Origin of the sequence: Microbacterium sp., assembly GCF_036566905.1 — a bacterium.
Lineage (GTDB): Bacteria > Actinomycetota > Actinomycetes > Actinomycetales > Microbacteriaceae > Microbacterium.
This window is the reverse complement of the sequence record NZ_DATCVK010000006.1, coordinates 1-19491: the sequence shown is the minus strand read 5'-3', so window position 1 is coordinate 19491 and position 19491 is coordinate 1. Positions and strand designations below refer to the sequence as shown.

Sequence of the window (19491 nt, the reverse complement as noted above, 5' to 3'; positions counted from 1 at the left end):
CGGCGAGGTGCGGCAGCAGGTAGGCGGCGGAATTCAAGACCGTGCGCCAGGAGTGGGAGCGCAGGACACTCTCGTGGTGCCCGTGGATGTACCGCTCGCGCGGAGCGATTTCGCTGCGATCTGCGTCGGGATTCATGAATTCAGTGCCCATGGTGCGAGCCTACTGCGACGACGAACGGCCCGCCTCCCTCGGGAGACGGGCCGTTCTGTGTTCGTTGTGAGGCGGTGCTCCTCAGATCGCGAAGCCGAGCGCGCGCATCATGTCGCGGCCGTCGTCGGTGATCTTCTCCGGACCCCACGGCGGCATCCACACCCAGTTGATGCGGAACCGCTCGACGATGTCGTCGAGCGCCTGTGCGGTCTGCTCCTCGAGCACGTCCGTGAGCGGGCAGCCGGCCGACGTGAGGGTCATGTGGATGACCAGCGCGTCGTTCTCGTCGTCCCACGCGAGGTCGTAGATGAGGCCGAGGTCGACGACATTGATCCCGAGCTCCGGGTCCATGACGTCCTTGAGAGCCTCGGTCACCTCGTCGTACTTCTCGGAAGTGAGGGTCGCCGTCATAGGTCGATCCTACGCTTCGCTGGCGACGGGAGCCTCGGCGGGCTCCTCTTCGCCCGCGGGCAGGAAACGGTCGTAGCCCTCGTCCTCGAGCCGGTCGGCCAGCTCGGGACCGCCCTCCTCGACGATGCGCCCCTGCACCATGACGTGCACGAAGTCGGGGTGGATGTACCGCAGGATGCGGGTGTAGTGCGTGATGAGCAGCACACCGAGGTCGTTGTCGGCCTTGGCGCGGTTGACACCCTCCGAGACGATCTTCAGCGCGTCGACGTCGAGACCGGAGTCGGTCTCGTCGAGCACGGCGATCTGCGGCCGCAGGAGCTCCAGCTGGAGGATCTCGTGGCGCTTCTTCTCGCCGCCCGAGAAGCCCTCGTTGACGTTGCGCTGCGCGAACTTGGGGTCCATGCGCAGGTTCTTCATCGACGCCTTGACGTCCTTCGTCCACGTGCGGATCGAGGGCGCCTCGCCGTCGATCGCGGTCTTCGCCGTGCGGAGGAAGTTCGTGACGGTCACGCCCGGGATCTCGACCGGGTACTGCATCGCCAGGAACAGGCCGGCGCGTGCCCGCTCGTCGACCGACATCGCGAGGACGTCCTCGCCGTCGAGCGTGATCGAGCCGCTGGTGACGGTGTACTTCGGGTGGCCGGCGATCGTGTAGGCGAGCGTCGACTTGCCCGAGCCGTTGGGGCCCATGATCGCGTGGGTCTCACCCGTGCGGATCGTGAGCGACAGACCGTTGAGGATCGGCGTGGTGCCGGCATCCGTCTCGACCGTCACATGGAGGTCGCGGATCTCGAGAACAGACATTCTTCAGTACCTTCTTCAGTTCACTTCGAGCGTGACGGTGGCGTCGACGAGCACGTCGTCGCCGTCGACGGTGACCGCGAACACGGGGACCGGCTCGTACGCGGGCAGATTGAGGGGCTTACCGGTGCGCAGCGAGAACGCCGAGCCATGAGCCCAGCACTCGAGCGACTCGCCGTCGACGAAGCCCTCGGACAATGAGATGTCGCCGTGGGTGCAGACGTCGCCGATGGCATGGACCTCGCCGCTGGAATCCATCACCAGGGCGATCGCGACACCGTCCACCTCGACACGGCGGGCCTCGTCCTGGACGAGGTCGCTGAGGGCGCACACGCGCTGCGCGGTCATCGGCCGGCCTCCTTGGCGAGTTCTTCCTCGATCGCGGCGAACAGCTCCGCCTCGAGGTCTGCGACACCGATCTTCTGCACGATCTCGGCGAGGAAGCCGAGCACGACGAGCCGTCGTGCCTCCTCCTCGGCGATGCCGCGCGCCTGCAGGTAGAACAGCTGCTCGTCGTCGAAGCGGCCGGTGGCGCTCGCGTGGCCCGCGCCGCGGATGTCGCCCGTCTCGATCTCCAGGTTGGGGATCGACTCGGCGCGCGCGCCTTCGGTCAGGACGAGGTTGCGGTTGGCCTCGTAGGAGTCGGTGCTCACCGCATCCGGTCCGATGAGGACGTCGCCGATCCACACCGTGCGCGCCGCCGCGCCCTGCAGCGCGCTCTTGTACAGCACGTCGCCCGAGGTCTCGGCGCCCTTGTGGTGCAGGTACACCTGGCTCTCGAGGTGCTGCCCCGAGTCGGCGTAGCTGAGGCCGTACAGCTCGGCGCGCGAGCCCGTGCCGGCGAGCTCCACGGTGGGGTTCACACGCACGACGCCGCCGCCGAAGCTGACGACGACGTGGCGGAGGGTCGCGTCCCGCTCGACGCGGGCCTGGTGGGAGGCGACGTGCACGGCATCGTCGTCCCACCGCTGCACGGTCACGAGCTCGAGGTGTGCGCCTTCGCGCACGATGATCTCGACGTTCTGCGCGTGCTGGGCGGTGCCGGTGTGGCGGAACACGACGGTGGCGTGCGAGTTGGCCTGCGCCTCGACCACGACGTGGGCGTGCGCCAGGCCGCCGGTGCCGGTCAACGACACGACGATCGGCTCGGTGTACTCGGCGCCGGCGGGAATCCGCAGCAGCGGGGCCTCGGTCTCCTGCTTCCAGGCGATCGCGCTCGGCAGATCCTCGGGGCGGAACACCTCGCCGCGAGGGGCGGTTCCGATGGTCAGGCGCTCCTGCACGAGACCGGCCGGCGCATCGACGTCGACCTCGATGACGCCGTGGGGTCCGGCCTCGTCGACGAACAGCGGCTGGACCTTGGCAGTCGGCGTGTGCTTCCAGTTGACCTCGCGGCCGGTGGGCACTTCGAAGTCGGCGGGGTCGAATGACCAGGGACGCTCGGAGCGAGTCTGAACCGGCACGAACGCGCCGGCGCCATCGGTGTGGCCCTTCGCGCCGGGAATGGTGGGGGCCTCAGTGGTGGGGCTCATCTAGCCGACGGATCCTTCCATGCCCATCTCGATGAGCTTGTTGAGTTCGAGCGCGTACTCCATGGGCAGCTCGCGGGCGATCGGCTCGATGAAGCCGCGCACGATCATCGCCATGGCCTCGTCCTCCGGCATTCCGCGGCTCATGAGGTAGAAGAGCTGCTCCTCGCTGACCTTCGAGACCGTCGCCTCGTGGCCGAGCTGCACGTCGTCGACGCGGATGTCGATCGCCGGGTACGTGTCGGAGCGCGAGATCGTGTCGACCAGCAGCGCGTCGCAGCGCACCGTGTTCGCCGAGTGGTGCGCGTTCGCGTCCACGCGGACCTCGCCGCGGTAGCCGGCGCGGCCGCCGCCACGGGCGATCGACTTGGAAACGATCGACGACTGCGTGTACGGCGCCATGTGGATCATCTTCGCGCCGGCGTCCTGGTGCTGACCGGGACCGGCGAAGGCGACCGACAGGGTCTCGCCCTTGGCGTGCTCGCCCATCAGGAAGATCGACGGGTACTTCATGGTGACCTTGGAGCCGATGTTGCCGTCGATCCACTCCATCGTCGCGCCCTCGTGCGCCACGGCGCGCTTGGTGACGAGGTTGTAGACGTTGTTCGACCAGTTCTGGATCGTCGTGTAGCGCACACGGGCGTTCTTCTTCACGATGATCTCGACCACGGCCGAGTGCAGCGAGTCGCTCTTGTAGATCGGGGCCGTGCAGCCCTCGATGTAGTGCACGTACGAGCCCTCGTCGGCGATGATGAGCGTCCGCTCGAACTGGCCCATGTTCTCGGTGTTGATGCGGAAGTACGCCTGCAGCGGGATCTCGACGTGCACGCCCGGCGGCACGTAGACGAACGACCCGCCCGACCACACCGCCGTGTTGAGCGCCGCGAACTTGTTGTCGCCGGCCGGGATCACCGTGCCGAAGTACTCCTCGAAGAACTCGGGGTGCTCGCGCAGCGCGGTGTCGGTGTCCATGAAGATGACGCCCTGCGCCTCGAGGTCCTCGCGGATCTGGTGGTACACGACCTCGGACTCGTACTGGGCCGCGACGCCTGCGACCAGGCGCTGGCGCTCCGCCTCGGGGATGCCGAGCTTCTCGTACGTGTTGCGGATGTCCTCGGGAAGCTCTTCCCACGACCCCGCCTGCTTCTCGGTGGAGCGCACGAAGTACTTGATGTTGTCGAAGTCGATCTCGCTGAGGTCGGCGCCCCAGGTCGGCATCGGCTTGCGGCCGAAGAGCTGATAGCCCTTCAACCGGGTCTTGAGCATCCATTCGGGCTCGCTCTTGAGCGCCGAGATGCCACGCACCACGGACTCGTCGATGCCTCGCTTCGCCACGGCGCCCGCAGCGTCGGCATCATGCCACCCGAACTCGTAGATACCCAGGCTGTCCAGCTCCGGGCGATCGATCAGCACATCAGACATCGTCACGTTCTCCTCCGGGTCCTAGCGGTGTGATCCGCCCCGGCATCCGTGTTCTCCGGTGGAGATACCGGAGGGGGGATGCCGCTTCTCGGGCCCTCTCAAGCGGCGCCGATCATCGCGCCTAGACTGTCAGTGGTGCGCGGTGCTGGGAACTGCACCGCTACCGACCCCTCGATTCTACAGGTTCCACCCCGACGCGGACGCGCCCCGTACGTCACGCGCGGCATCCGGAGCCTCTGCCAGGAGGCGACGACCAGCATGTCCGCGCAACAGTCCACCACGACGGCACCGGGAATCCGGCAGCGCTTCTGGCTGTGGCTTCCGGATCGGGTCGACCGCCGCGTGATCGCGGCGGCGTGGGCGACGCTGGTGGTGCAGATCGGCATCGTCGGCACCGGCGGCCTCGTCCGCCTCACCGGCTCCGGCCTCGGCTGCGACACCTGGCCGCGGTGCAACGAGGACTCGTTCGTCCCCGTCCCCGAGATCTCGGGGGTGCACGGCTTCATCGAGTTCGGCAACCGCCTGCTGACCTTCGTGCTGGTCGCCGTCGCGATCATCATGTTCCTCTTCGTCGTCCGCATGCGCCGCCAGCGCCGCGACCTCTTCTGGCTCTCGCTGCTGATCGGCCTCTACGTGCCGCTGCAGGCCGTCATCGGCGGCATCACGGTCCTGACGAATCTCAACCCCTACGTCGTGGGCCTGCACTACTTCGCCTCGGTGCTGCTGGTGGCGCTGTCGGCGGTGCTCGTGGTGCGCGTGTACGCCGAGCCGGGCCCGCGCGTGCTCGCCGTGCCCCGCTGGTACGCGGCCGTGACCCATGTCACGACCGCGTTCGTCCTCCTCACGGTCGTGGTCGGCATCCTCGTTACCGGCTCCGGCCCCCACGCCGGCGACGGCGGCGCCGCGCGCAACGGGCTCAACCCGGAGCTGATGCAGCACATCCACGCGTGCCCGGGCTACATCACATTCGCGCTCACCCTGGTGCTCGTGGCCGGCTCGTGGCGCACTCCCCCGGCACTGCGCCTGCGCCTGTGGACGCTCCTCCTCCTCGGAATCGAACTCGTGCAGATCGTCGTCGGACTCTGGCAGGCGCGCACCGGGCTGCCGATCGTTCTCGTCAACATCCACATGGTGCTCGCCGTCGGGCTCGTCGCCGCGATGACGGCCGTCGTCATGCATCTGAAGGCGCCCGCGCGCGAGGCCGTCCACAGCTGATCCATAGCAACCCGATTGGCGTCGCACGGACTCCTTTGCGAGGGTGGGATGCCGCGGCCACCACGGGTCGCGCATCCCGAGGAGTGATCGACACATGTCCACCCGTCCCCGTCTCATCCGCAGCATCCCGTTCTGGGGCCTCGTCGTCGTCTCGCTGGCGACCGTCGCCGGCGGCTGGTTCATCACCACCGACAAGATCGCCTCGATGACGACGACCCTCACCGACGGCACCGCGACCGGCGTCGACGTCTACGTCGGCCAGTCCATCGCCCAGCTCGGCGGGATCCTCATCGGCGCCGGCATCGTCGGCATCCTCCTCGCGCTCGGCATCGCCGCCCTCTCGACGCTGCGCCCGCACGCGCAGCTCGAGGTCGTCGAGCCCATCGACTGGGACTCGGAGGCGGAGAGCATCGACGCCGCCCCCGAGAGCACCGAGGCCGCTGAGCCGGCCGCCGACGCCGAGGTCGACGCGCCCGTCGCCTCCCGCTGACACGACGCCGGAGCCGCAGGGAGTCTCGTACTCCCTGCGGCTTCGTCGTCTCCGTGGCCCCAGGCCGTCAGGCCAGCGACCGCGCCCGCGCGATCTGCGCCCGCAGCCGCTGCCGCTCTGCCTCGCTCCCGGAGAGCCGGGCGGCTTCGGCGTAGGCGTCGGCCGCCTCGGCCCAGCGGCCGAGCTCCATGAGGAACGCCGCCCGCGCCGCGGGGAGATACGGGTACCGCACGAGCGCAGGATCGGCGGCGACGGCATCGACGGCCGCCAGCCCCGCCGCAGGTCCGTCACGCATGCCGACTGCGACAGCGCTGTTGAGAGCGACCACGGGGCTCTGCCACGCCTGAGCGAGCAGCCGGTAGAGGTCGGCGATCCGCGTCCAGTCGGTGTCGGCCCATGTCGGCGCCTGCGCGTGCACGGCGGCGATCGCGGCCGAGATGGCGTAGCGGTCGACCGCTCCGGCCGAGGCCGCCCCGAGCAGGGCGAGCCCTTCGTCGATGAGCGCCCGGTCCCACCGCGAGCGGTCCTGGTCGGCGAGCAGCTCGTCGCGCGTGTCGCGTCGGGCGTCGATCAGCAGCATGAGCGCGAGCAGCCCTCCCACCGAGCGATCTGCCGGCAGCAGTCCGCGCAGCATGCGGGTGAGCGCGATGGCCTCCTCCACCAGGTCCGCCCGGACGACGGCGTCCCCCGAGGGCGGCGCGTGCCCGACGGTGAAGACGATGTAGAGCACATCGCACACCACCCCGACGCGCTCGGGGAGCTCCCACGCATCGGGCACGCGGAAGGGGATCCGTGCCGTGGCGATCTTGCGTTTCGCGCGCGTCACCCGCGCCGCCATCGCGGACTCGCCCACGAGGAAGGCCGCTGCGATGTCGGCGGTCGACACACCGCACACCAGACGCAGTGTGAGCGCGACCTGCGCCCCGCGTGCCAGGGCGGGGTGGCAGCAGGTGAAGATCAGCCGCAGCCGATCGTCCGAGTGCCACGACCCACCGTCGTCCGTCACGTCCTCCCGGACGAGCAGCGGCAGCCGGCGCCGCAGCGCAGCGTCCCGCCGCAACACGTCTCTCGCGCGGTTGGCGGCGACCGTCGTCAGCCACGCGCCCGGACGATCCGGGATGCCGCGCGTCGGCCACAGATCGACCGCCCGTGCGAACGCCTCCTGGGCGCACTCCTCGGCGAGGTCGAGGTCGCCGGTGAGCCGCGCGGTCGCCGCGACGACCGCCGCCCACTCGGCACGGTGGGCGTCGGCGAGGGCGGCGCCGACCTGGAGTGCAGGAACCGTCGAGGATCCGACTGAGCCCTCGCTGCCGGAGGCTCCGCTCGTCGCACCGGCGCCGGGCGGAGGAGACGTGGGCGCCATCGTTCAGGAGTGATCGACCAGCGGATGCACCTGCACGCCGCCGTGGTCCTCAGAGGTCTCATGCAGCAGCCCGGCCAGGCCGAGCGCCGCGTCGAGGTCGGGCACGTCGACGAGGTAGAACCCGCCGAGGACCTCCTTGGTTTCGAGGAAGGGGCCGTCCGTCACGAGCGGCCGCTCCCCACCGGCGCGCAGGGTGGTCGCCATGCGACTCGACTCGAGTTCGCCCGACGCGATGATCGCCGAGCCTCCGCGTTCGCGGAACGCGCCGTGACCGGCGTCGACCGCCCGCATCTCGTCGTCGCTGCGGGCGTCCCACTGCGCCTCATCGCCGTAGATCAGGATCAGATACTGCGCCATGCCGTCCTCCTTCGCCGTCGAGAGGCATTGTGCCCCTCATTCATCCGACGAACGAGCCCCCGCCGGAATCGACAGGGCTGACGGATCAGAACGGCAGCAGCGGGTCGACGGCGATCGCGACGAAGAGCAGGGTCAGGTACGTGATCGAGGCGTGGAACACACGCATCGGGCGCGGCTCGGTGCCCCGCACCGCCCGGTTGTAGAGCACGTGCGACTCGTAGATGAACCAACCGCCGAAGACGAGCGCCGACACCGTGTAGACGAGCCCCATGCCGGCGACCGGGATCAGCAGCAGGGAGCACACGACGGTGGCCCACGCGTAGAGGATGACCTGCAGGCCGACCTGCGAGCCGCCTCGCGTGGCGCCGAGCATCGGCACCTGGACGCCCTCGTACTGCTCCTTGTACTTCATCGACAGCGGCCAGTAGTGCGGCGGCGTCCAGAGGAACACGAGCGCGAACAGGATCACCGGCGGCCACGCCAGCGAGCCGGTGACGGCCGTCCAGCCGATGACCACCGGGAAGCACCCGGCGATGCCGCCCCACACGATGTTCTGCTCGGTGCGGCGCTTGAGGATCATCGTGTAGATCACGACGTAGAAGAAGATGGCGGCCGCCGACAGCGTCGCAGCCAGCCAGTTCGTGGTGAGCCACAGCCACACCGTCGAGAACACCGCGAGTGACCAGGCGAAGATCAGCGCACCGCGGGGCGAGACCTCGCCCGTGACCAGCGGCCGGTTCACCGTGCGCTGCATGTGAGCGTCGATGTCGCGATCGAGGTACATGTTGAACGCGGCGGCCGAGCCGGCGCTCGCCGTGCCGCCGACGACGGTGGCGACGACCAGCCAGACGTCCGGGAAGCCGCCTTCCGCGAGGATCATCACCGGGACCGTCGTGACCAGCAGCAGCTCGAGCACGCGCGGCTTCATCAGCGCGACATAGGCGCGGACGGTGCGGCCGAAGCTCTGCCGAGGTCGGCGGGGTGTGTCGATGGTCCCCACGCCCGCGCGTGCGGACTCCGCCGCAGCCCCGGCCGTCTTCGTGCTGTCCATGACCCCCGCAATCGCCGCCTGCAGATTCGCCCCAAGTCTAGGGCATCGGCGTGTCGCGCCCCGCGCCGGGGCGACCGCCTTCGCTCGGGGCCGGCGCATCACAACGCGGCCCGGTCACAGGTGAGCAGAACGTGACGCCTGCGACACCGGGATGTCATGGACGGCGCACAGCCCTTCGCAAGACTGCGTCACATACACGTCTCGCATGGCCTGGGCGGTCTACCCCTTCGCTATGCTGAGAAACACGCGCGCCCGTCGCCGATTCCCCCTTATCCATCCGGACAAGGGCCGCGAGCCGGCCACATTCTGGGCGCACCTCCTCGAGAAAGGCGGCCCGGTGTCGGAACTGCGTTGGGATGAGATCGATCGGCGCGCGGTGGACACTGCTCGCGTCCTGGCTGCGGATGCTGTGGAGAAGGTCGGCAACGGCCACCCCGGCACCGCGATGAGCCTGGCGCCGGCGGCGTACCTGCTCTACCAGCGCGTGCTGCGTCACGACCCCGCCGACACCCACTGGGTCGGCCGCGACCGATTCATCCTGTCGGCCGGGCACTCCTCGCTCACGCAGTACGTGCAGCTCTACCTCGGCGGGTTCGGGCTCGAGCTCGACGACCTGAAGGCGCTGCGCACGTGGGGCTCGCTCACGCCGGGACACCCGGAGTACGGCCACACCAAGGGCGTCGAGATCACGACCGGCCCGCTCGGCCAGGGCCTCGCGTCGGCCGTCGGCTTCGCGTACGCCGCCCGCTACGAGCGCGGCCTGTTCGATCCGGACGCCGCCGCCGGCACGTCGCCCTTCGACCACCACATCTACGTGATCGCCGGCGACGGCGACCTGCAGGAGGGCATCACCTCCGAGGCCTCGTCGCTCGCCGGCCACCAGGCCCTCGGCAACCTCATCGCCATCTACGACTCGAACCAGATCTCGATCGAGGACGACACCAACGTCGCCTTCACCGAGGATGTCGCGAAGCGCTACGAGGCCTACGGCTGGCAGGTGCAGGTCGTGGACTGGAAGAAGACGGGCGAGTACGTCGAGGACGTCGCGGAGCTGTTCGCCGCGATCGAGGCGGCGCAGGGCGAGACGTCCAAGCCGTCCCTCATCATCCTCCGCACGATCATCGGCTGGCCGTCTCCCGGCAAGCAGAACACCGGCAAGATCCACGGCTCCGCGCTGGGCGGCGACGAGCTCGCCGCGACGAAGAAGGTGCTCGGCTTCGACCCCGAGCAGTCCTTCGTCGTCGCCGAGGACGTCCTCGCGCACACGCGCTCCCTCAAGGACCGCGCCGCCGAGGAGCGCGCTGCCTGGCAGGAGTCGTTCGACGCCTGGGCGGCGGCGAACCCCGAGCGCAAGGCGCTGTTCGACCGCCTCGAGGCCGGCGAGCTGCCCGCAGACGTGGCTGCCGCCCTCCCCTCGTTCGAAGCGGGCAAGGACGTCTCCACGCGCGCCGCGTCGGGCATCGTGATCAACGCCCTGGCCGCCGAGCTGCCGGAGCTGTGGGGCGGCTCGGCCGACCTCGCCGAGTCGAACCTCACCACGATCAAGGACGCGAAGTCGTTCATCCCGGCCGAGTGGTCGACGCACGAGTGGTCGGGCGACCCGTACGGCCGGGTGCTGCACTTCGGCATCCGCGAGCACGCGATGGGCGCCATCGTCAACGGCATCAAGCTGCACGGCCCGACGCGCCCCTTCGGCGGCACGTTCCTGATCTTCAGCGACTACATGCGCCCCTCGGTGCGCCTGGCCGCGCTGATGGACATCCCGTCGATCTTCGTCTGGACGCACGACTCCGTCGCGCTCGGCGAGGACGGCCCCACCCACCAGCCGGTCGAGCAGCTCGCGACCCTGCGCGCCATCCCGAACTTCACCGTGGTGCGTCCCGCGGACGCGAACGAGACCTCGGCCGCCTGGTTCGAGATCGTTCGTCGCCAGGGCGGGCCCATCGGCATCGCGCTGACCCGCCAGAACATCCCGGTGTTCGAGCGGGGCCAGGGCGAGGCCGAGGGCGACGTCTTCGCGTCGACGGACGGCGTCGCCAAGGGCGCGTACATCCTCGCCGAGGCGCCGAGCGGCACGCCCGACGTGATCCTCATCGCGACCGGCTCCGAGGTGCAGCTCGCCGTCTCCGCCCGCGAGACGCTCGCCGCCGAGGGCGTGAACGCCCGCGTGGTGTCGGCCCCGTCACTGGAGTGGTTCGACGAGCAGGACGCCGCGTACCGCGAGAAGGTCCTGCCAGCCGCGGTGAAGGCGCGCGTGTCGGTCGAGGCCGGCTCCGCACTCACCTGGCGCGGCATCGTCGGCGACGCCGGTCGCTCCGTGGCGATCGACCACTTCGGCGCGTCGGCCGATTACAAGACCCTGTTCCAGAAGTTCGGCATCACCGCCGAGCACGTCGTCGAGGCCGCCCGCGAGACTCTCGCGGCCGCGAGCGACGTTTAAGCACGAGGAGAAGGCAGCATGAGCACCCCCACTGAGAAGCTGGTCGCCGACGGCGTGAGCATCTGGCTCGACGACCTGTCGCGCGAGCGCATCACGTCGGGCAATCTGACCGAGCTCATCTCGACGCGCAACGTCAGCGGCGTCACGACGAACCCGACGATCTTCCAGGGCGCGATCGGCGGCGGCGGGCACTCGTACGCCACGCAGATCTCGGAGCTCGCAGCGGCCGGCGCGTCGGTCGACGATGCGATCTTCGCCGCGACGACCGACGACGTGCGCGACGCGGCCGACATCTTCCGTCCGGTCTACGACTCGACCGACGGCGTCGACGGCCGCGTGTCGATCGAGGTCTCCCCCGACCTCGCTCACGACACCGCGGCGACGATCGCCCAGGCCAAGGAGCTGTGGGCCACGGTCGACCGCCCCAACGTGCACATCAAGATCCCCGCGACGAAGGCCGGTCTTCCCGCCATCACGGCTGTGCTGGCCGAAGGCATCTCGGTCAACGTCACGCTGATCTTCAGCCTGGAGCGCTACTCCGAGGTCATCGACGCCTACCTGGCGGGGCTCGAGCAGGCGCAGGCGAACGGCCACGACATCTCGAAGATCCACTCGGTCGCGTCGTTCTTCGTCTCGCGCGTGGACACCGAGGTCGACAAGCGGCTCGTCGCCATCGGCACCGACGAGGCCACGGCGCTCAAGTCGCTCGCCGGCGTCGCCAACGCCCGGCTCGCGTACGAGCTGTTCGAGCAGGCGTTCGCGACCGACCGCGCGAAGGCGCTGACGGATGCCGGCGCGCACCTCCAGCGGCCGCTGTGGGCGTCGACCGGCGTCAAGGACCCGTCCCTGCCCGACACCCTCTACGTGACCGAGCTGGTCGCCCCCGGCACCGTCAACACGATGCCCGAGAAGACGCTCGAGGCGACCTTCGACCACGGCCAGATCGCCGGTGACGCCGTCACGGGCACCTACGCCGCCGCACACGAGGTCTTCGACCGTCTCGCCGTCGTCGGTGTGGACTTCGCGGACGTCACCCAGGTGCTCGAAGACGAAGGGGTCGACAAGTTCATCGCCTCCTGGCACGACCTGCAGGGCACCGTGAAGACGGCGCTCGAGGACGCGCTCCAGGCCACCCGATGAGCTTCGACATCCACCTCAGCGGACACGTCAAGTCCGTCGTGGAGGCCACGCTGCCCGAGCTCGTCTCGAGCTTCGTGGCATCGGGCATCACCGGCGGCGACGCGTCCCTGTGGGGTCCCGCGGCCGAGGACGAGGCGTCACGACGCCTGGGCTGGGTCGAGGCCGTCAGTGTCTCGCGGCCCCTGGTCGCCGAGATCCTGGCTCTCCGCGAGCGGCTGCGCTCGCGGAACGTCACGCGGATCGTGCTCGCGGGAATGGGCGGCTCGTCGCTCGCTCCGGAGGTCATCGCGCAGACCTCGGGCGTGCCCCTGGTGATCCTCGACTCCACGGCCCCGGGCCAGGTGCTCGCCGCGATCGACGGCGACGCGCAGGCCGGCGACCTCACGCGCACGGCGCTCGTCGTGTCGTCGAAGTCAGGGTCGACCGTCGAGACCGATTCCGCCAAGCGGGCGTTCGAGGCGGCGTTCCGCGACCTCGGGATCGATCCCGCCGAACGGATCGTCGTCGTGACCGATCCCGGCTCGCCGCTGCATCAGGAGGCGCGCGCAGACGGGTACACGGTCTTCAACGCCGACCCGACGGTCGGCGGCCGGTACTCGGCCCTCACCGCGTTCGGGCTCGTGCCGGCGGGTCTCGCCGGTGCCGACATCTCCGAGCTCCTCGACGAGGCGGAGGCGACGCTGCTCGAGGTGTCGATCGACAGCCCCGACAACCCGGCGCTCGTGCTGGCCGCGGCGATCGCGGGCGGCCGAGAGGTCGACGGCGCAGCGTCCCGCAAGGACAAGCTGGGCCTCATCACCGACGGCACGCACATCGTCGGCCTGCCGGACTGGATCGAGCAGCTCGTCGCCGAGTCGACCGGCAAGGACGGCACCGGCATCCTGCCCGTCGTCCTGCTCCCGGTCTCCCCCGAGGTCGACACGAAGCCGGCGGACCTGCAGATCGTGCGCCTCGTCGACGAGGCCAAGCAGTTCCACCTCTTCGAGCACCACGAGGGCGAGCTGCTCGTGAGCGGCTCGCTGGGCGCGCAGTTCGTCGTCTGGGAGTACGCCACGGCGATCGCGGGACGGATGCTGGGCATCAATCCCTTCGACCAGCCCGATGTCGAGTCCGCCAAGGTGGCCGCGCGCGGCCTCCTCGACGCGCGTCCCGAGCCGACTGCTCCGGCGTTCGCCGTGGAGGGCGTCGAGGTGCGGGTCTCCGACCCAGCTCTCGCGGCATCCGGAACCGTCGCCGGCGTGCTCGACGCGCTGTGGGCACGTCTGCCGGACGACGGCTACGTCGCCATCCAGGCGTACGTGAACCGGCTCGAGCTGTCGCAGCTCGCGGGCCTGCGCGAACTCGTCGCCGCGGACTCGGGGCGTCCCACCACGTTCGGCTGGGGACCCCGGTTCCTGCATTCGACCGGGCAGTACCACAAGGGCGGCCCCGCGAACGGCGTGTTCCTCCAGATCCTCGAGCAGACCGATGTCGACCTCGAGATCCCGGGCCGGCCGTTCACCTTCGGCCAGCTCATCCAGGCGCAGGCCGCGGGAGACGCGGCCGTTCTCGCCGATGGCCACGGCCGACCTGTCGTGACCCTGACCCTCACCGATCCCCAGATCGAAGTGCTCTCGCTCTTCGAAGCGGCCCAGTAGGAGTTCGAGCCCCACATGACCGTCGAGATCTCGCGCGGGCACAACCCGTTGCGCGACCCCGAAGACCGCCGCCTCAACCGCATCGCCGGTCCGAGCGCGCTCGTCATCTTCGGCGTCACGGGAGACCTCTCCCGCAAGAAGCTCATGCCCGCCGTCTACGACCTGGCGAACCGCGGTCTGCTGCCTCCGGGCTTCGCGCTCGTCGGCTTCGCGCGCCGCGACTGGGCAGACCAGGACTTCGCCCAGGTCGTCTACGACGCGGTGCGCCAGTACGCGCGCACCGAGTTCCGCGATGAGACCTGGCAGCAGCTGCTGCAGGGCATCCGCTTCGTGTCGGGCGAGTTCGACGACCCGGACGCGTTCCGTCGCCTGAAAGACACCGTCGACAGGCTCGACACCGATCGCGGCACGATGGGCAACCACGCGTTCTACCTGTCGATCCCGCCGAAGGCGTTCCCGCTGGTGGCGGAGCAGCTGAAGTCGTCGGGTCTCGTGGACGACACCGCCGACCAGCCCGACCGGTGGCGTCGTGTCGTCATCGAGAAGCCGTTCGGGCACGACCAGGAGTCGGCGCGTGCGCTCAACGACGTGCTGCGCTCGGCGTTCCCGACGGACTCGATCTTCCGCATCGACCACTACCTCGGCAAGGAGACTGTCCAGAACATCCTGGCCCTCCGCTTCGCCAACGAGCTGTATGAGCCGATCTGGAACCGCAACTACGTCGACCACGTGCAGATCACGATGGCGGAAGACATCGGCGTGGGCGGCCGCGCGGGCTACTACGACGGTGTCGGCGCGGCACGAGACGTCATCCAGAACCACCTGCTGCAGCTGATGGCGCTCACGGCCATGGAGGAGCCCATCTCGTTCGACGCGAAGGACCTCCGCGCCGAGAAGGAGAAGGTGCTCGCCGCCGTCACCCTGCCGGAGGACCTCGCCCGCTCGACGGCGCGCGGTCAGTACGCGGGCGGCTGGCAGGGCGGTGAGAAGGTGCTCGGCTTCCTCGAAGAGGACGGCATGAACCCTCACTCGACGACCGAGACGTACGCCGCCGTCACCCTCGAGGTGAACACGCGTCGCTGGGCGGGTGTGCCGTTCTACCTCCGCACCGGCAAGCGCCTGGGCCGCCGCGTCACCGAGATCGCCGTGGTCTTCAAGCGCGCCCCCGAGCTGCTGTTCTCGCGCAGCCAGACGTCGGGTCAGGGCCAGAACGCCCTGGTGATCCGTGTGCAGCCCGACGAGGGCGTGACGATCCGGTTCGGCTCGAAGGTGCCCGGCGCGGGCGCCCAGGTGCGCGACGTCACGATGGACTTCGGCTACGGCCACGCCTTCACCGAGGCGAGCCCCGAGGCCTACGAGCGCCTCATCCTCGACGTGCTGCTCGGCGACCCGCCGCTGTTCCCGCGGCATGAAGAGGTCGAGCTGTCGTGGAAGATCCTCGACCCGATCGAGCGGTTCTGGGACGCCCAGGGCGGTCCGCTCGAACAGTACTCACCCGGGTCGTGGGGCCCGGACTCCGCGGACGAGATGCTCGCCCGCGACGGAAGGACCTGGAGGCGCCCGTGATCGTCGATCTGCCCGACACCACCGTCAGCAAGATCTCTCGTGCGCTCGTCAACGTGCGCGAGGAGGGCGGCGCGGTCGCGCTCGGCCGCGTGCTGACCCTCGTCATCCTCACCCGGGAGGCCGCGGTCGAAGAGGTCATCGAGGCCGCCAACGACGCGTCGCGCGAGCATCCGATGCGCGTCATCGTGCTGCTGATCCCCGACGGCTACGACGCCGAACCGCGCCTGGACGCCCAGATCCGCGTGGGCGGCGACGCCGGTGCGAGCGAGGTCGTCACCCTGCGGGCGTTCGGCGACGCCGGTCACTCGAACCTCGAGAGCCTCGTGACGGGCCTGCTGCTGCCCGACGCTCCCGTCGTGGTGTGGTGGCCCAACCGCACGCCCGACAACATCTCGAAGACCTCGATCGGTCGCATCGCGCAGCGCCGGATCACGGATGCCGCGACCAAGTCCGACCCGTCGGCGTGGGTCGCGGGCCTGGGCGAGCAGTACGCGCCCGGCGACACCGACCTCGCGTGGACGCGTCTGACCCGCTGGCGCGAGCAGCTGGCCGCCATCCTCGACCAGCCCCCGTACGAGCCGGTCGTCGGCGTGCGGGTGCGCGGTGCGTCCGACTCGCCGTCCACCGCGCTCCTCGCGGCCTGGCTGCGCCTCACCCTCGACGTGCCCGTCGACTGGGCGTATCTCGACGCCGAGGAGTGGCCGCACGGCATCAAGTCCGTCGCGCTGGTGCGTCCGAGCGGCGAGGTGCTCCTGGAGCGCCCGACGCCCGGTGTGGCGATCCTCACCCAGCCCGGACAGCCCACGCACGACCTGGCTTTCCCACGCCGGACGCTGCGCGAGTGCCTGGCCGAGGAGCTCCGTCGTCTCGACCCGGACGTCCTGTATGGTCGAGTCATCACCGAGGGCTGGGAGCTGCTCGAGCCTCCGGCGACGAAGGGGACGCAGGCCTGATGGACAGTGCACGGGTGACGGACAGGACGAAGACGAATGCCTGAGGGCTGGGCCGAGAAACGCGTCATCATCAGTCCCGATCCCGGTGCGCTCGTCGATTCCGTCGCTCCGCGTTTCCTGAGCCGGGTCGCGAAGCGCGTCGACGAGGGCAAGCTCGCCCACATCTCCCTCACCGGCGGATCGATGGGCGCGGCGGTGCTCGCCGCCGCAGGACGCAGTCCGCGCGCGGCCCGCATCGACTGGTCGCGCGTCCACTTCTGGTGGAGCGACGAGCGGTTCGTCCCCCTCGGCGACGCCGACCGCAACGATCGCCAGGCGCGTGAGGCGTTCCTCGACGCTCTGGACATCCCGGCGGAGAACATCCACGCCACGCTCGGCAGCGACGACGGCGTGGAGCTGGATGCCGCCGCCGCCGCGTACGCCGAGGAGCTCGCCCGCTTCCCCGGCGCCGAAGGCGCGTGGCCGTCGTTCGATGTGTGCTTCCTCGGAGTCGGGCCGGACGGGCACATCGCGTCGCTCTTCCCCGACCGCGCCGAGATCCAGATCACGGATCGCTCAGTGGTCGCGGTGCGCGACTCCCCCAAGCCTCCGCCGGAGCGGATCACGATGACCCGTCCGGTCATCAACAGCTCGAAGCGGGTGTGGCTCGTCCTGTCAGGCGCCGACAAGGCGGCAGCGCTGGGACTCGCTCTGGCAGGTGCCAGCTATGCGAGCGTCCCCGCAGCCGGCGCGAAGGGCCGCAAGCGCACGACGTTCTTCGTCGACCAGGCGGCCGCCGCCCAGGTGCCGCCGGAGCTCATCGACCGCGAGTACTGACGCCGGGCGCCAGACGCCGGACATACGAGAAGAGCGGATGCCTCGGCATCCGCTCTTCTCTTATCTACTGTCTGTGTCGCGTCAGCCCTGTCCGCGACGCTCGCGGAGCTGCTTCAGCGCGTCGTCGAGGAGCGTCTCTGCTTCCTCTTCGGTGCGGCGCTCCTTCACGTACGCGAGGTGCGTCTTGTACGGCTCGGTCTTCGCGACGGCGGGAGGATTCTCCTTGTCGCGGCCGGCCGGCAGGCCCGAGTGGGGCGAGTCGATCGTGTCGGGGATCTCCTCCTCGGGGATGCCCGCCGCGAAGTAGCGCACCGTCTCGTTGCCCAGGGCGTCCCAATACGAGATGGCGATGCGCTCCGCGTGGAAGCCGTGGTCCTGCTCGCCCATCGGACCGGCACCGACGCGGGTGCCGCGGATCGCGTTGCCTCCGGTAGCCATCAGATGGCCTGGAACTTCGTGATCAGGCCGAGCGCCACGATCGATGCGAACCACACCAGGGCGAGGACCACCGTGAATCGGTTGAGGTTGCGCTCGGCGAGGCCCGAGGAGCCGAGGGCGGAGGTCATGCCGCCGCCGAACATGTCGGACAGGCCGCCACCACGCCCCTTGTGGAGCAGGATGAGGAGGGTCAGCAGGAGACTCGTGATGCCGAGAAGCACCTGCAGGACGAACTCGAGGATCTGCACAGTCGTTGAAGCCTTTCGCTGCGATCGTTCGCCGATCGCACAAGGGTCAAGTATACGTGTACGCCGGCGGGCGGCGAGGAATCCTCGCCGCCCACCGGTCAGAGGTCAGACGCCGACGTGCTTCTGGTAGCGGATGATCGCGGCGAACTCGTCGACGACGAGGCTCGCACCGCCCACCAGTGCACCGTCGACATCGGGCTCGCGCATGAAGCTGGCGATGTTCGCGGCCTTCACCGAGCCGCCGTAGAGAACCCGCGTGCGGGCCGCGGCATCCGCTCCGAGCTTCTCGGCGATGACCTCGCGGAGCTTGGCGCACACCTCCTGCGCCTGCTCGGGCGTCGCCGCCTGGCCGGATCCGATCGCCCAGACCGGCTCGTACGCCACGACGATGTCGGCATCCGCCTTCACGCCTTGGAGCGCGGCCTGGAGCTGGCCCACCGGCACAGCGCTCGCACCGTGCTTCTCGAGGTCGTCCGCGGTCTCGCCCACGCAGATCACGGGGACCAGCCCGTGCTTCAGCGCCGCCTGCACCTTCGCGGCGACGATGTCGTCGCCCTCGTGGTGGTACTCGCGACGCTCGGAGTGGCCGATGATCACGTAGCGGTTGTCGAGCTTCGCGAGGAACGCACCCGACACCTCGCCCGTGTACGCGCCGGAGTCGTGCGACGAGATGTCCTGCGCGCCCAGGGCGAACGGGATCTTGTCGGCGTCGAGGAGGGTCTGCACCGTGCGGAGATCGGTGAAGGGCGGGAAGACCGCCACCTCGACCGAGCCGTCCTCGTGCTTCGCGTCCTTGAGCGTCCAGTGCAGCTTCTGGACGAACGCGACCGCCTGCAGGTGGTCGAGGTTCATCTTCCAGTTGCCAGCGATGAGCGGGGTGCGACCTGCTACTGCCATCCGAGGACCTCCAGTCCGGGGAGCTTCTTGCCCTCGAGGAACTCGAGGCTGGCGCCGCCGCCGGTCGAGATGTGACCGAAGGCGTCGTCGGCGAACCCGAGCTGGCGGACCGCCGCGGCGGAGTCGCCGCCACCGACGACCGACAGGCCGTCGACTTCGGTGAGCGCCTGTGCGACGGCCTTGGTGCCGGCTGCGAACGGCGCGAGCTCGAACACGCCCATCGGGCCGTTCCAGAACACGGTGCGCGAGTCGCGGATGTATCCCGCGAACGCGGCCGCCGTGTCGGGCCCGATGTCGAGGCCCAGGCCCGAGGCGCCGAACGGAGTCTCCTCGATCGCGTCGGCGGGCGCGACCACGTGCTCGGCCTCGGCCGAGAACGATGCCGCGACGACGACGTCGGTCGGGAGCACGATGGTCACGCCCCGTTCCTCGGCGTCGGCGAGGTAGCGCTTCACGGTGTCGATCTGGTCGGCCTCGAGGAGGCTCGAACCGACCTTGTGACCTTGTGCGGCGAGGAAGGTGAACAGCATGCCGCCACCGATGAGCAGCGCGTCGACGCGCGGCAG

General features: G+C 69.7%; 20 protein-coding genes and 1 pseudogene. 8 read left to right on the top strand and 13 right to left on the bottom strand.

Going from position 1 to position 19491, the window contains the following annotated elements:
• From VIP82_RS00895 to sufB, 6 genes and pseudogenes are all read right to left on the bottom strand, one after another.
• Window positions 1–136 (bottom strand): annotated as a pseudogene (locus VIP82_RS00895) (methyltransferase type 11); the annotation flags it as partial.
• A gap of 96 nt (window positions 137–232) precedes the next feature.
• A complete protein-coding gene (locus VIP82_RS00890) occupies window positions 233–562 on the bottom strand; it encodes a metal-sulfur cluster assembly factor (protein ID WP_331905424.1) in 330 nt (109 codons plus the stop codon).
• A gap of 9 nt (window positions 563–571) precedes the next feature.
• Window positions 572–1366: a Fe-S cluster assembly ATPase SufC gene (gene sufC / locus VIP82_RS00885; RefSeq protein ID WP_331905423.1), complete on the bottom strand. Its 795-nt coding sequence runs from the start codon at window positions 1364–1366 to the stop codon at window positions 572–574.
• 15 nt (window positions 1367–1381) lie between these two features.
• Window positions 1382–1711: a non-heme iron oxygenase ferredoxin subunit gene (locus VIP82_RS00880; protein WP_331905422.1), complete on the bottom strand. Its 330-nt coding sequence runs from the start codon at window positions 1709–1711 to the stop codon at window positions 1382–1384.
• Window positions 1708–2895 carry a Fe-S cluster assembly protein SufD gene (gene sufD / locus VIP82_RS00875; RefSeq protein ID WP_331905421.1) on the bottom strand — a complete coding sequence of 396 codons (1188 nt, stop codon included), beginning with the start codon at window positions 2893–2895 and terminating at the stop codon, window positions 1708–1710. Before sufD ends, VIP82_RS00880 begins: the two co-directional genes overlap by 4 nt.
• Window positions 2896–4314 (bottom strand): Fe-S cluster assembly protein SufB, encoded by a 1419-nt coding sequence (gene sufB / locus VIP82_RS00870; protein WP_331905420.1) that lies wholly within the window; start codon window positions 4312–4314, stop codon window positions 2896–2898. It lies immediately after the preceding gene.
• A gap of 258 nt (window positions 4315–4572) precedes the next feature.
• Here sufB and VIP82_RS00865 point away from each other — a divergent pair, with 258 nt between their 5' ends.
• Both VIP82_RS00865 and VIP82_RS00860 read left to right on the top strand, forming a co-directional pair.
• Window positions 4573–5529, top strand: a complete 957-nt coding sequence (locus VIP82_RS00865) for a COX15/CtaA family protein (RefSeq protein ID WP_331905419.1) — start codon at window positions 4573–4575, stop codon at window positions 5527–5529.
• A 94-nt stretch (window positions 5530–5623) separates the two neighbouring features.
• Window positions 5624–6019 (top strand): dinucleotide-utilizing enzyme, encoded by a 396-nt coding sequence (locus VIP82_RS00860; RefSeq protein WP_331905418.1) that lies wholly within the window; start codon window positions 5624–5626, stop codon window positions 6017–6019.
• Between the two features lie 67 nt (window positions 6020–6086).
• Here the strand turns inward: VIP82_RS00860 and VIP82_RS00855 are convergent, their stop codons facing one another.
• The 3 genes from VIP82_RS00855 to VIP82_RS00845 form a co-directional block, all read right to left on the bottom strand.
• The gene (locus VIP82_RS00855) at window positions 6087–7382 is read right to left on the bottom strand and encodes an RNA polymerase sigma factor (protein ID WP_331905417.1); all 1296 of its coding nucleotides are present in this window, start codon (window positions 7380–7382) and stop codon (window positions 6087–6089) included.
• 3 nt (window positions 7383–7385) lie between these two features.
• Complete coding sequence (locus tag VIP82_RS00850; RefSeq protein WP_331905416.1) at window positions 7386–7739, bottom strand: YciI family protein; 354 nt, start codon at window positions 7737–7739, stop codon at window positions 7386–7388.
• A gap of 85 nt (window positions 7740–7824) precedes the next feature.
• Entirely contained in the window at window positions 7825–8790 is a 966-nt protein-coding gene (locus tag VIP82_RS00845) for a heme o synthase (protein WP_331905415.1), read from the bottom strand.
• A 337-nt stretch (window positions 8791–9127) separates the two neighbouring features.
• Between VIP82_RS00845 and tkt the strand changes: the two genes are divergently transcribed.
• The 6 genes from tkt to pgl are packed head-to-tail and all read left to right on the top strand — an operon-like array spanning window position 9128 to window position 17342.
• Window positions 9128–11230 (top strand): transketolase, encoded by a 2103-nt coding sequence (gene tkt, locus VIP82_RS00840; RefSeq protein WP_331905414.1) that lies wholly within the window; start codon window positions 9128–9130, stop codon window positions 11228–11230.
• Between the two features lie 18 nt (window positions 11231–11248).
• Entirely contained in the window at window positions 11249–12370 is a 1122-nt protein-coding gene (gene tal / locus VIP82_RS00835) for a transaldolase (RefSeq protein ID WP_331905413.1), read from the top strand.
• The gene (locus VIP82_RS00830) at window positions 12367–14007 is read left to right on the top strand and encodes a phosphoglucose isomerase-related protein (RefSeq protein ID WP_331905412.1); all 1641 of its coding nucleotides are present in this window, start codon (window positions 12367–12369) and stop codon (window positions 14005–14007) included. The genes tal and VIP82_RS00830 overlap by 4 nt, the downstream gene beginning before the upstream one ends.
• 15 nt (window positions 14008–14022) lie before the next feature.
• The gene (gene zwf, locus VIP82_RS00825) at window positions 14023–15573 is read left to right on the top strand and encodes a glucose-6-phosphate dehydrogenase (protein WP_308867431.1); all 1551 of its coding nucleotides are present in this window, start codon (window positions 14023–14025) and stop codon (window positions 15571–15573) included.
• Window positions 15570–16526 carry a glucose-6-phosphate dehydrogenase assembly protein OpcA gene (locus VIP82_RS00820; RefSeq protein ID WP_331905411.1) on the top strand — a complete coding sequence of 319 codons (957 nt, stop codon included), beginning with the start codon at window positions 15570–15572 and terminating at the stop codon, window positions 16524–16526. Before zwf ends, VIP82_RS00820 begins: the two co-directional genes overlap by 4 nt.
• 36 nt (window positions 16527–16562) lie before the next feature.
• Window positions 16563–17342: a 6-phosphogluconolactonase gene (gene pgl / locus VIP82_RS00815; RefSeq protein WP_331905410.1), complete on the top strand. Its 780-nt coding sequence runs from the start codon at window positions 16563–16565 to the stop codon at window positions 17340–17342.
• Window positions 17343–17423: 81 nt separating this feature from the next.
• On the opposite strand, the gene VIP82_RS00810 is transcribed toward pgl, so the two are convergent.
• The 4 genes from VIP82_RS00810 to VIP82_RS00795 all read right to left on the bottom strand — a co-directional run.
• Entirely contained in the window at window positions 17424–17780 is a 357-nt protein-coding gene (locus VIP82_RS00810; RefSeq protein ID WP_308867434.1) for an RNA polymerase-binding protein RbpA, read from the bottom strand.
• Complete coding sequence (secG, locus tag VIP82_RS00805) at window positions 17780–18028, bottom strand: preprotein translocase subunit SecG (protein WP_194415674.1); 249 nt, start codon at window positions 18026–18028, stop codon at window positions 17780–17782. The genes VIP82_RS00810 and secG overlap by 1 nt, the downstream gene beginning before the upstream one ends.
• A gap of 105 nt (window positions 18029–18133) precedes the next feature.
• Complete coding sequence (gene tpiA / locus VIP82_RS00800) at window positions 18134–18925, bottom strand: triose-phosphate isomerase (protein ID WP_331905409.1); 792 nt, start codon at window positions 18923–18925, stop codon at window positions 18134–18136.
• Window positions 18916–19491 (bottom strand): phosphoglycerate kinase (locus tag VIP82_RS00795; RefSeq protein WP_331905408.1); only part of this gene is annotated, 576 nt, incomplete at its 5' end. The genes tpiA and VIP82_RS00795, both read right to left, overlap by 10 nt.